This window comes from Lentzea sp. NPDC054927 (genome assembly GCF_053610285.1).
The window spans coordinates 34,745-47,205 of sequence record NZ_JBSGXZ010000003.1; the positions used below are offsets into that span (position 1 = coordinate 34,745).

The 12,461-nt window shown below is 70.2% G+C and carries 9 protein-coding genes; 3 read left to right on the forward strand and 6 right to left on the reverse strand.

Annotation, left to right across the window (positions count from 1 at the left end):
* Positions 1–58 precede the first annotated feature (58 nt).
* A complete protein-coding gene (locus ACWGE0_RS06485; protein ID WP_452259896.1) occupies positions 59–934 on the forward strand; it encodes a hypothetical protein in 876 nt (291 codons plus the stop codon).
* 78 nt (positions 935–1,012) lie between these two features.
* On the opposite strand, the gene ACWGE0_RS06490 is transcribed toward ACWGE0_RS06485, so the two are convergent.
* Both ACWGE0_RS06490 and ACWGE0_RS06495 read right to left on the reverse strand, forming a co-directional pair.
* A complete protein-coding gene (locus tag ACWGE0_RS06490) occupies positions 1,013–1,462 on the reverse strand; it encodes a hypothetical protein (RefSeq protein WP_452259897.1) in 450 nt (149 codons plus the stop codon).
* Between the two features lie 86 nt (positions 1,463–1,548).
* Entirely contained in the window at positions 1,549–4,986 is a 3,438-nt protein-coding gene (locus ACWGE0_RS06495) for an nSTAND1 domain-containing NTPase (protein WP_452259898.1), read from the reverse strand.
* Between the two features lie 29 nt (positions 4,987–5,015).
* Between ACWGE0_RS06495 and ACWGE0_RS06500 the strand changes: the two genes are divergently transcribed.
* Positions 5,016–6,329 (forward strand): hypothetical protein, encoded by a 1,314-nt coding sequence (locus tag ACWGE0_RS06500; RefSeq protein ID WP_452259899.1) that lies wholly within the window; start codon positions 5,016–5,018, stop codon positions 6,327–6,329.
* A 51-nt stretch (positions 6,330–6,380) separates the two neighbouring features.
* Here ACWGE0_RS06500 and ACWGE0_RS06505 read toward each other — a convergent pair whose 3' ends face one another.
* Positions 6,381–8,180 (reverse strand): ABC transporter ATP-binding protein, encoded by a 1,800-nt coding sequence (locus ACWGE0_RS06505; RefSeq protein WP_452259900.1) that lies wholly within the window; start codon positions 8,178–8,180, stop codon positions 6,381–6,383.
* Between the two features lie 174 nt (positions 8,181–8,354).
* Here ACWGE0_RS06505 and ACWGE0_RS06510 point away from each other — a divergent pair, with 174 nt between their 5' ends.
* Positions 8,355–8,714: a hypothetical protein gene (locus ACWGE0_RS06510; RefSeq protein WP_452259901.1), complete on the forward strand. Its 360-nt coding sequence runs from the start codon at positions 8,355–8,357 to the stop codon at positions 8,712–8,714.
* 41 nt (positions 8,715–8,755) lie between these two features.
* Here the strand turns inward: ACWGE0_RS06510 and ACWGE0_RS06515 are convergent, their stop codons facing one another.
* From ACWGE0_RS06515 to ACWGE0_RS06525, 3 genes are read right to left on the reverse strand one after another with little or no spacing between them, the layout of a single operon-like run.
* Positions 8,756–10,561: a glycoside hydrolase family 9 protein gene (locus ACWGE0_RS06515; RefSeq protein ID WP_452259902.1), complete on the reverse strand. Its 1,806-nt coding sequence runs from the start codon at positions 10,559–10,561 to the stop codon at positions 8,756–8,758.
* Positions 10,562–10,592: 31 nt separating this feature from the next.
* The gene (locus ACWGE0_RS06520) at positions 10,593–11,693 is read right to left on the reverse strand and encodes an ATP-binding protein (protein ID WP_452259903.1); all 1,101 of its coding nucleotides are present in this window, start codon (positions 11,691–11,693) and stop codon (positions 10,593–10,595) included.
* Positions 11,690–12,349, reverse strand: a complete 660-nt coding sequence (locus ACWGE0_RS06525; protein WP_452259904.1) for a response regulator transcription factor — start codon at positions 12,347–12,349, stop codon at positions 11,690–11,692. The genes ACWGE0_RS06520 and ACWGE0_RS06525 overlap by 4 nt, the downstream gene beginning before the upstream one ends.
* Positions 12,350–12,461 lie beyond the last annotated feature (112 nt).

A 12,461-nucleotide genomic window follows, 5' to 3' on the forward strand; every position in this document is an offset into this window, starting at 1 on the left:
GTCGCCCAGCGGATCAGGCCGAACGCGCGCCCGGAACCGCGAATGCCACAATGGACGGATGGTGCTGGGCTACGTCCTCGCTGTGCTGGCGACCCTGGCGTCAGGCAGCGGCTCGATCCTGGAGTCGATGGGCGTGCGGCGTGCGGGCGCCTACGGTGGGACGTCGCTCGATCTGGTCGCCCTGCGGCACCAATGGCTCTACTTCCTCGGTCTCGGCGTCGATCTGGTCGGCTTCGCCTGCGCGGCCGCGGCCCTGCATCTGCTGCCGCTCTTCCTGGTGCAGTCGATGCTCGCGTTCAGCATCGGCGTGACCGCGGCGATCTCCTCCTTCATGGGTACCCGGATCGGCGTGCCGGGATGGAGTGCGCTGGGTGTCGGCGCGGTCGGCCTGGTCCTGCTCGGTGTGTCCGCTGATCCCGGCCCGGCACGGGAGCTGCCGCCGCAGTGGCGGTGGCTCGTCGCGGCCATGGCGATTCCGATCGTGGCCATCGCCCTCTTCACCCAGCGCCGCAACCACGTCTGGGCGGCGGCGGCGTTGGCGTGCGGCGCCGGTATCGCGTTCAGCCTCGTCGGGATCTCGGCACGAACTCTTCATCTCCCTGACGAGGCGTGGCAGCTCGTCCTGGAGCCGTCTGTCATCGCCATGGCCCTCAACGGACTCACGGCGGCGGTGCTGTTCGCGATGTCGTTGCAGAAGGGCAATCCGACCACGGTCACCGCGGTCATGTTCACCACCAACACCGCACTGTCCTCGCTCATCGGGCTCGTCTACCTCGACGACCAGGTCCGCACCGGGTACGCCACCGCCGCGGCCGCCGGATTCGTTCTGGCGATCGGCGGAGCGATCGGCGTCGCCCACTACTCGGCAGGCACCCGCCCGACGCGACGGGAAGCAGTCGACGTGGTGGAGAAGTCCGGCACCGGCCGCGGCTGAAGAGTGCCTCCGCGACCTCGGACCTGGACCACCCCTCGTGGGTGCTCCCGGCGAGGGAACACCCACGAGGGGTTCGCGTCAGGACTCGCCGAACGCCCTACCGGAACAGATCGGCGTCTCGCCGGACTTCACCAGGCAGACCCGGATGGCCACCGGGGTGTTCTCCCCGATGTTGCCGCTCGCCCAGCCACTGCAGTACGGCGACGCGTGGCCGCGGGTGTTGACCACGCGGTCGGTGTCCCAGGTGGCCCCGGGGTTGACGTCCAGCTGGGTCTCGACGCCCCAGCCGTCCGCCAGCGAGTCGCAGGCCCGGATCGCGTCGCCGGGGACGCTGCCATCCGGGTCGGCGTTGAAGTCACCGAACCCCGCCAGGTCCGATCCCCGGTAGACGTTGATCCCGGCGTCCGCCGACTGGATGCCGAGCTCGAATCTCGCCTGCGACTCCGGGGCCGCGTTGGCCTGGCCGCCCACCAGCACCAGGCCCATCGTGCTGGCCAGGACCGCGAGTGCCGCGAAGGTGCGCTTCATCCGTCTTCCTTCCCTCGAACGGGTTTGTGCACCGCCATTCGTAGGGGTCGCGGTGTTGTCCAGCAGCAGGTCACCGCCCTGGCCAATCAACAGCGGCCAACGCGGGCGCCGCAGATGCGGGCGATCACGGCGTCCGGGTCGAGGTCCCACCTGATCACGCGGGGGTCGGCGCCGGTGGACGCCAGGGTGTCGCCGTTGAACGCGACGGAGTTGACCGGACCGGTGTGGCCGGTCAACGTGGCCACCTGCTCGCGGGTTCCGGTGTCCCACAACGTGATCACCGTGTCGCTGCCGGCGACCGCGAGGAGTGTTCCGGTGCCGTTGAGCGCGAGTTCCCGCACCGCGCCGCGGTGACCGGGCAGGGTCGCGCTCTGCCGGCGGGCCGCGACGTCCCAGAAGATCACCGCGCCACTGGCGTCCCCGGTGATCAGCGTCCGGCCGTCGGACGTGAACGCGATGTCCCGCAGCGCGTTCCCGAGCTCACCGAGAACCGCGAGCTCACGGGAGTGCTCGACGTCCCAGAGCACGATCCGCCCGTCGTTGCCCCCGGAGGCCAGCACCCTGCCGTCCGGACTGACGGCCAACGCCTCCACCTCGGCCGTGTGCGCGACCGGGAAGTTGCGCGGCGGCGCGTCGGAAGCCGGGTCCACCAGCCTGATCGTGCGATCGGCGCCGCCGGAGGCGACCAGGTTCCCGGCCAGCACCAGGCTGGTCACCGGACCGTCGTGCTCAGCGATGGTGCGCACGGGTTTTCGCGACTCCAGGTCCCACGCGGTGACCGCGCCGTCCTCCCCCGCCGACACCAGGGTTCCGTCGGGGTGGAACGCGACCGACTTCACCCTGGCGGGCGCGTCGAGTTCGGTGATCTGCGTCCCGGACGGGTCCCAGATCCTGATGGACCTGTCCGCGCCACCGGTCGCGATCCGGCCGTTGGCCGCCACGGCCACGCCGAACGGCGGAACCGCATGCCCGGTGAACGCGGGCAAGGCGACCTGCCACACGCTCACGCTGTCGTCGCCGCCCGCCGCCAGCTTCGTCCCGTCAGGACTCAGCCCCGCCGCGAAGAACGCCCCGGTGCGCGAGATCAGCCCGGTCAGCCAGCCGCCGTCGGGCACCGACCACCACCGCACGCTGCCGTCGTCGGCCGCGGACATCAGCATCCGGCCGTCCGGTCCGAACCCGACGGACCTGATCCCCGCGGTGTGCCGCCGCAGGAAACTCGGCTCTCCCCCGGCCCGCAGCACGACCTGGCTGTCCGCACCACCGCTGGCCAGCGCACCGCCATCCCTGCTCAACGCCACCGTTAGCACCGGCCCACGATGGTCCTGGTAGACCTGCTGCGCGCCCGTGGTCCGGTTGTGCACGAGCACGCCGTTCTGCCCGGCCAGCGCGACCAGGTCACCACCCAGCGCCACGTCGTGGACCTCGCCGAGGGCATGCGGGATCCGCCGCACCTCCCGAGCGCCTTCCCACAGGATGACCGTGCCGTCCTGCGACGCGGACACCATCAGCCGGCCGTCATCGCTGTAGGAGATGCTGTTGATCCGGCCGTGCGCCACGGGAAGGACGTGCGCGGCGACATTCGTGTTCAGGTCCCACAACACGATCTGCTCGTCTTCACCACCAGAGGCGATCTCCGGAGCGGAAGGGTGGAACGCCAGCGCGCGCACCGGCTTCGAGTGCTGGGTCAACGCGATCGGCGCAGCGGTCTCGGAAGGCGAGCGGACCAGCACAGATCGATCGTCCCCTGCGGACGCCAGCAGCGTGCCGTCCTGGTTGAACGCCACTGCCCGCACCGCACCGCGGTGGTCTTTCAGCAACACCCGCGGCGGTTTGTAGGCAGCGGTGCTCAGCAACGCACCGCGCGCCTCGATCGTCGGTGACGTGCGGAAAGCCTGCACGGCAAGGGCTTCCGCCGTGTCCGGCCGCGACCCGCTGAGGTCCTGGGCCTGCAACGCGAGCTGCCGGGACAACGCGACCTTCTCCCCGGCGACGGCGGCACGGCGCTGGACCACTGCGACACCCGTGATCACCAGGCACGCCACCAGCAACACGACCAGGGCTTTGACGAGGGTGCGCAACCGCCGGGTCTGCCGCCGGCTGCCTGCCCGTTCAGCGGTCTCGTGCGCCTCGCTCGCCGCGACGAACTCCCGTTCCAGCTGCGACAACGCGACCGGCGAGTCCGCGGCCAGCGACCGCGCGACCTCCAGCCGCACACCTCGGTACACGGCACCGGAATCGCGGTCGACGGCGTCCCAGGCGTGCGCGGCCGTCGTGAGGTCCTGGTGCTGCTGAAGGCGTTCGCGGTGTTCCTCGAGCCACGTCCGCAGCCGCGGCCAGGCCCTGGTCAACGCCTCGTGCGCCAGCTCCACGCTGCCGTCCGCGACCACCACGAGCCGCGCGGTGACCAGGGCGTTCAACGCCGGCCCCATCACCTCGTCCAGCGCGACCCGCCGCCGCAGGTCGTAGGCGCCCTGACCGGGCTGCACCAACCGGAGCAGCAACGACCGAGCCGCGGCCTGATCAGCGGAACCCAGCTCCGTGAACGCCTGCTCGGCGGTGGCCGCGATCGCACCGGACACCCCGCCGCTGGCCTGGTACCCGGCCAGGGTGAGCCTGTTGTTCTCCCGTCTTCGCCACGTCTCCAGCAACGCGTGGGAGAGCAACGGCAAGGCGCCCGGCTGACCGTGCGCGTCGATCACCGCCGCCGACACCATGTCCGGTTCGACCTTCAGCCCGGCGGAAGTGGCGGGCTCGACGACGACCCGCCGCAACTCCTCCGGCGTCATCGGCCCGACCAGCACCTGCGCGTCCCGCAGCGCGGTGACCAGCGCGGGGATCGCCGCACACCGCTCCAGGAAGTCGATCCGGCAGCCGATGACCACCTTGGCGTCACACGACAACAACGCCGCGACGAACGCGTCGCGCTCGTCCGGGTCGGCGCACAGCGTGAACGTCTCCTCGAACTGGTCCACGACGACCAGTCCCGGCTGGTCCGCGGTCTTGGCCGTCAGTTCCCGCACCGGGTGTGTGGTCGGCGTCAGGACGACGGCCGGCAACGACAGCGAGGGCACCAGACCGGCCCTCAGCAACGACGACTTCCCCGATCCGGACGCCCCGAAAACCCCCAGGAACGACCGCTTCCCCACCTCCCCCACCAGGTGCTCGACGAGCTCCTCTCGCCCGCGGAACAGCGCCGCGTCCTCGGGTTGGAACGCCGCGAGGCCGAGATAGGGAGCGCTCTCATCACCGGGCGCGAGGATCTCGGCGGCCACCTCCCGCCACTGCCGTTCCCAGTACTCCGCATCCCCCTCGCAGGCTTCGACGTACCCGAGCGTCACGGCCAGCGTCGGCAACTGCGTGCCACCCGCCGCCTCGGACAACGCGGTGGACGAGAAATGAGCCCTCCTGGACAACTCCCGGTAGCTCGGAGATCCGGCCTTCTCGCGCAGGCGCCGCAACTCCCACGCGAAGCGCTGGACCGGGCCTTCGTTCGGGTCGAGCGGACGTTCTGGCCGTCCCACCCGCACCTCCTCTGTTCGACTGCGAATGATTGTCCAGGCCGATCAAACCGTTGCTGGACAACTCCCACGGCATGAACGTGGACGCCGTGAAACGACTCGGGTTCATCGTCGCGATGTTGTTGCTGGCAGCGGGCACGCCGGCCACCGCAGCGCCCAACCAGATCACCGAACGGAACGGTTCCGCGTTCTCGCTGACGCCGGACTGGTCACTGGACACGCAGGCAGCGGGGCTCGCGTCCACGCTCGGTTCGCGCCTGCCGGTGTCGGACGTGCTGGCGGCGGCCAACCGGTCCACGAACGACTGCTCCACCAGTCGCAAGCAGGCTCAGCCGGAGTACTACGACCGCACGGACATCCCGTTGCAAGCAAACCAGATCCTGCGCAGCAGCGACCGGTTCTGCTGGGACGACAGCGACAGCAAGGTGTCCTACTGGGTGCCTCAGGGCGTGACCGGATCATCCGATGCGGACGATGACGGCCAATGGGGACCGAACAAGGTCATGGCCGTGAGTTGGCATTACGACACCGCGAAGGCCGGGACGCAGACGGACCACGGGGCACGGCTGTCCCTGGTGGACCGGGTGAGCGGCAAGTACCGGCACGTGCTGCTGGTGGAGCCGACCAGTTCGTCGAACTTCCGGGCGGTGCCGATCCACGCGGGCGGCCTGGCGTGGCTGGGGCGCTACCTGTACGTCGCGGACACCTCGCGCGGCCTGCGGGTGTTCGACATGGAACGCGTGCTGGAGGTGGCCACCGACCAGGACGACGTGATCGGCAAGATCGGCAGCAAGTACTACGCCTACGGCTACCGCTACGTCGTTCCGCAGGTGGCGACGTACCGGCAGGCGATCACGCCGCCGTCTCCGTGCGTGCCCCAGCCCAACGCGCTGTGCTACTCCTCGCTGGCGCTGGACCGCAGCACGACGCCGGACACGCTGGTCGTCGGCGAGTACCGGGACGGCCGCAGCACCGACCTGTCCATCGACGGCGGCCGCGTCGTGCACTACGACGTCGACGCGTCCACCCGAAAACTCGCGTCGTCGTCTGGCAAGGCCGTGCCGAGCAAGGCCGTGACCACGCCGAAGAGCAACGTCCAGGGCGTGCAGACGTGGCAGGGCGAGTACTACCTGGGCCGCAGCTCAGCCGACAAGCACAGCTTCATGTTCGCCGGGTCCGCGGACATGAACACCTACAGTTGGGCCGTCGGCGGGGAGGACCTGTACTACGAGCACGGCAGCGGCCTGCTGTGGACGGCCACCGAGCACGCTTTCAACGCCGCGGACACGTTGATCGACAAGCGGATCGTGTTCGCCGTCCCGCTCGCCGGGATCGCCCCGCGATGAGCGTTCCGGCTCGTGGGTTCGTACTCGTTGATCAGTCCGCGAGAGAACTGATCAACGAGTACTGACCGCCTCGTCGAGGAAGCCGCCGGACTGGTGGCGCCACAGCTTCGCGTACGTCCCGTCGACGTCGAGCAGTTCCGCGTGAGTGCCCTGTTCGACGATCCGGCCCCGGTCGAGCACGATCAGCCGATCCATCCGCACGACCGTGCTCAGCCGGTGCGCCACGACGATCGCCGTGCGGCCCTCCATGAGCCGCCACAGCGCCTCCTGGACCAGCACCTCGCTCTCCGAGTCCAGCGCGCTGGTCGCCTCGTCCAGCAGCAGGATGGGGGCGTCACGCAGGATGGCGCGGGCCAGCGCGACCCGCTGCCGCTGTCCGCCGGACAGTTTGATGCCGCGTTCGCCGACCATCGTGTCGAACCCGTCGGGCAGCGCGTCCACGAACTCCGTCACGTGCGCGGCATGCGCGGCGCGGTGGATCTCGGCGTCGGTCGCGCCCGGCCGTGCGAACGCGATGTTCTCGCGCAGCGTCCGGTGGAACATGGCCGGGTCCTGGGGCACGTACCCGATCAGGCCGCGCAGGTCGGCCTGGCTCAGGCGGGCGATGTCCTGGCCGCCGATGAGGACACGGCCCCGATCGACGTCCATCAGCCGCAGGAGCAGCCGGGTGAGCGTCGTCTTGCCGCCGCCGGAGCGGCCGACGAGCCCTATCCGCGTGCCCGCCGGGATGTCCAGGTCGAGCCCGTCGAACAGCGGCTCGCCACCGCCGTGCGTGAACACGACGTTCTCGAACCGGACCTGGGAGTCCTTCACGCGCAACGGTTCCGGGTGCGACAGGTCGAGCACGGTCGGCGGGTCGAGCAGCAGTTCGGTGAACTGAGCCGCCTCGGTGAGCGCACTCTCCACCTGCCGGTAGATCTGGTTGAACTCGAACATGATCCGCGTCGCGTTCCCGAAGTAGGCGAACGTCACCACGATCGCCTCCACGCCGAGCCCGCCGCTGACCCCGATCGCGACCACGAGGCCGAGCACGTTGGTGAGCACGGACAGCGGTGCGATCAGGGTGTCGATGCGCAGGTTGTTGTAGTCCCACGACCGCAGCGCCAGCGTTCGCTGCTTGGCGGCACGGGTCCGGTGCTCCGCGCCCTCGCGCCGCTCGGCCGCGAACGCCCGCACCGTCTCCATGTTCGTGAGCGTGTCCGAGACGTGGCCGGACACCTGGGCGATGGCTGCCTCGCGCTGGTCGACCAGCCGCTGGCGGTGGCGGATGAGCGGCGCGACCACACATCCCGTGACCAGGATCAGGCCGACCAGCACCGCGACGAGCACCGGGTGGTAGCTCCACAGCACGACGCAGGCGAAACCCAGCGGGATGACGTTGGCGAAGATCTTGAACGCCAGCGTGTCCACGAAGTCCTCGAAGCGGAACGCGAAGCTCAGCACCCGTTTGGTGAGCGACCCGGCGAAGTTGTCGTGGAAGAACGCCGCGTCCTTCCCCAGCAGCTCGTCCATCGCGAGGGCGGACAGGTTCTCGATCCCGCGGCCGTCCACGCGGTTGAGGCAGTGCAGTCCGATGCGCCACAACAGTTCCGAGAGCAGCATGAAACCGCCGAAGGCCAGCACGTACGGCAGGACCGTGCCGAGGCTCGTGCCGCCACCACCCGCAAGCTTTCCCACGAGCCCGCCCACCGCCAACGGCGCGAGATACAGCTGACACGTGACGCCCAGCGCGGGCAACACGAGTGCGCCCGCGGTGATGAATCCGTGGCGCCGCAATTCCTTGCCGTACAGGCGCAGGGCGAGCGGCACCGCGTTCTTGCGGACAGGCCTTTCCGATCCTGGCGCGATCATCAGGCCCCCCTCCGGTCACCTCGGCCTCCTCATGCTGCCGCAGAGGGTCGGGTGGCAGCGATCGAATATCGCCGCGGGGACGCGGTCGGCGTAGTGCCTCGCGACGACACGGTGTGGCTGCGCTGCCTCGAAAATGCATTGCGCGGGTCCGGCCCACCGCCGAAGCTAAAGCGCGTGGGGATGTTGGATGGAATTGCGGCTCGGGTCGCGCGTGGCGAAAAGGTGCAGTTCCGCCCGACCGGCTCGTCAATGGTGCCGTTGATCCGCAGCCGCCAGTTGGTGACCGTCGCTCCGGTCGACACCGCCAAGCTCGACGTGGACGACATCGTGCTGGTGCGGGTCGCCGGAACCCTTTACCTGCACCGGGTTACCGCGATCGCCGGGCAGCGGGTGCAGATCGGGAACAACCGAGGCCGGATCAACGGCTGGACCACCAGGGACCGCGTCTTCGGGCTCTGCGTGGACGTGGAAGGCGTCCCGCGCAAGAACGTCGAAGGCAAGATCGGTCCCAGCGACCCGGCCGAGAACACCTGACTCAGTGCCCTCCAGGAGGAGCCCGCGGCCTGACCTCCGCATCAGTGTGCGGACAGCGCGAACGCCAGCAGGGCCGTGGAGGTGAAGTCGATCGCCACCTCGGCGCTCGCCCAGGCGCCCGCGTGGTCCAGGAACCGCGCCCCGGCACCGTCGAACTCCGCCAGGGCGTTCGACCCGTCCGAGGGACAGGCCCGCATCGTCGGGAAGGTGTTGAGCTCCTTGAACTGTTCGGCCGCGTTGGGGCCGTTCACCACGGCTCCGACGGGCGACTGTCCGGTGAGGTTCGCGATCGCGTGGGACGGGCAGTCCAGTGAGCTGGTTCCCGCGCCGATGACGAACGACCTGCCCCAGGGGTTGGCGCCCAGCGCCCAGCCCCGCTGGCGCCCGGCGAAGGCCGTGAACTCCTGGTCGCCGGTGAGCCTGCGGTAGTACGCCTCGGTGAGCACGAGGCCGAACGTCTTCGGCACCGAGTCCCAATTCCAGTAGGCGACGCCGGAACCGAACGGGTCCTTCTCGGCGAGGGTGACGGCGTCGCGCAGGTGACCGCGCAGGTCCTGCGCCAGGCGGTCGCGGAGCTCGCCGCCGAGGTGCGGGGCGAGGTCCGCGTGCGCCATCGCGCTCACGTCGGCGATGCCGAGCGAGCCCCGCCCGTCGCCGTCGAGGTACGACGTGGCCCAGTCGGCGGCCTCGGCGAACCAGCCGGTTGCCCGCTCGTCTCCGAACCGTTGCGCTGCCAGGGCGAGCTCGGTCGCGCCGAACTCCATGTCGTCGCGCCATCCGGTCTCCGGGTAGTACTCGGGCGGATAAGCGGTGACGAGCGCACGCGGACTGTGGTCGGCGCGGGCGTACACGGCTGCTGCGAGATCGAGGTAGTGACGGTCACCGGTCACCTGGGCGGCCAGCGCGAACGCGGCGGCGACTCGGCCGGCGAGGTTGGGGCTCACCGGTTCGCCGGGGTTGTTCGCGGGGAACACCGGGCGGTGCTTGATGTGGTAGTCGCGATCGCCGGGCTTCACGTCGAGCGCGTCGTCGTCCTCTGGCAGCCGCCACACGTCGTGGTCGGTGCGCAGTCCGTCGTTGCCGACGCCGATGCCGACCTGGGCGTGCAGGACGTCGCCGGTCCACATCTTGTCGAGCCACCTGACTCCGTGCATCGCTTCGGCGGCAAGGCGTTCGTCCGCCGCACCGTCGCGTTGGGCCAGCAGCAGTTGAGCGGTGGCGTAGGACGTCGTGTGGGTGAACTTCAGGAAGTCGCCGGCGTCGAACCAGCCACCTTCCGCGTCGATCGGGCCACCGATCTCGGTCAGCGCCTTGTCCAGCAGCTCGTAGCGCTGCATGTCGATGCGCGGTGGCGCGTACACCACGGCCTCGCGGTCCGCGAGGTGTGACGGCTTGCGCCGCAGCAGGTTCGGGTCGACCTCGGCGCCGTCGCGCTGGGCGCGGAAGAACGACGTGGTGCTCGACACCAACGGCCGCAACAGTTCTTGCCGCGTGGCGACGCGAAACCAGTTCGATCGCGCACCAGCCGCTTCGACGACGTAACGGCCGGGTGAGGTGAGCGCGGACAGGTCGGCGACCCGCACCACGCGGTACCTGTCGTTCCACGAACGGGACGAGGTCGACAAGTTCCCGCGCAGCACCGTGCGGCCCGACTCGTCGAGCACCGAGAACCGCTCGTCGGCAACGTCGCGAGATGCCATCAGGTAAGCCGGTTTGGCCTCGTCGGGGGCGAAGCCCACCTGGTCGACCCGCAGGACCGCGAACGGTTCGCTGCTCGCGTGGACCACGATGGGCACGACCGGCGCCAGAATGGCGACGGCCGCCGCCACGATCAGGATTTTGCGCATGCCTCAGGCTGCGTGGCGGATCGTGAGGAAATCATGAGGACGGCGGCGGCAGGCGCAGCACGGCTCGCACCCCGCCCCTCTCCCGCTCCCCGATCTCCACGTCGCCGCCGTGCAGCCCGGCGACCCAGCGCACGATCGCGAGGCCGATGCCGTTGCCGCCGTTGCCGCTGCGTCCAAGTCCCGGCCCGTCGTCGTCGACCACCACGGCGTGCCCGGTCACCTCGACGCGCGCGCCACCGCCGTGCCGCACCGCGTTCTCCACGAGGTTGCGCACCGCCTGACCCAGCAGGTCCGGGTCGCCGCGCACGATCGTCCGCTCGCCCCGCACCGGAATCGTGTCGTCGATCTCGGCGACCACCTGCTCGACGAGTTGGTCGAGGAACAGCTCGACGTGTTCGACCTCCTGGGCACCGCCGCGCACGCGGGCCCGCGTCAGCAGCCCGTCGACCAGCCTGCCCAGCCGGTCGACGTGCCGGGTGACGTCCTCCTCCCGCGACACCAGCCGCAACGTCGCCAGCGGCGTGCGCAGCTCATGCGCCGCCTCTGCCAGGAACTGCTCCTGTTCGGCGAGTCCCCGCACGGCGGGATGCATGCTCAGGTGTGCGAGCAGGTGACCACCCACCGCGGCTACCGCCACGAGCGCCGCGCAGCCGATCCACAGCCAGCGCACCAGCAGGTCGTGCTCGGCCAGCGACTGGCGGTCGCTTGCCGCGACCAGCACCACCGCGCCGATGGCGTCGCCGTTCCAGACCGGCGCGCCGACGAGGTGCGGCGCGAGCAGCGCCGTGTCCTGGTCCCGCAACACCGGCTCGATTTCGGTACCGGGCGAGGGGGCGTTCCCACGTTCGAACCGCGTCTGCCAGCCGGTGTCCGCACGCTCCAGAATCCTGATCCCGTGGGCCTCGCGCGAGAGGTAGTCATCGGCGAGCGGTTCCAGGTGCAGCACGCCGTCGAGGAAGTAGACGGCCCTCGACAGACCGGTGGCCTGCCGGTTCGCCTCGGCGTCCACCGCGGCCTCCCGCGACCGCAGGTCGATCGTGGCCACCAGCAGCGCGAGCACCGCCAGGCACGCGGAAGTGGTGATGGTGAACAGAACGGTGAGCCACCACCGCAACCGGCGCAGCCGGGTCACGGCTCCACCACGAAGCCCGCACCGCGCACCGTGACGACCACGGGAGGATCGCCGAGCTTGCGGCGCAACTGCGCGACCACCGCGTCGACCACGTTCGACATGGGCTCGGCCATCTCGTCCCAGCAGTGCTCGATGAGCTCGGTCCGCGTCACCACCCGGCCGGCCCGCGCGAGCAACAGTTCCAGCACCGCGAACTCCTTGCCGGTCAACGTGAGCACGACGCCGTCGCGGGTGACGCGTCTGCGCGGCAGGTCCATCTCCACACCGCCCGCGCTCAGCAGGGTGTTCCGCGGCGCCTCTCCCCTGCGGCACAACGCGACCACCCGGACCTCCAGCTCCTCCACGGCGAACGGCTTGCCGAGGTAGTCGTCGGCACCGACGGTGAAGCCCGCCACCCGGTCGGTCACCGCACCGAGCGCTGTCAGCACGAGCACCGGCACGCGCACTCCAGCACGCCGCCACGCCGCGAGCAGGTCGAGTCCGTCACCGTCGGGCAGGCCGCGGTCCAGGACCACGCAGTCGTAGAGGTGCACGGACTGCTTCAGGTCCGCCTCGCCGAGGTCGGACGCGCGGTCGACCGCGAACCCGCGTGCCCGCAGGCGGCGGGACACCTGGTCGCCCAACTCGTGGTCGTCTTCGACTAGGAGCACTCGCACGGAAACACACGCTACCGTCCACGTTGGACACCCGATCGCATCGCCGGCCACGTGATCACGCCCGTGTTGTCACCTGACGACACCTGCGACCGCCCGGGCTTACCTTACGATG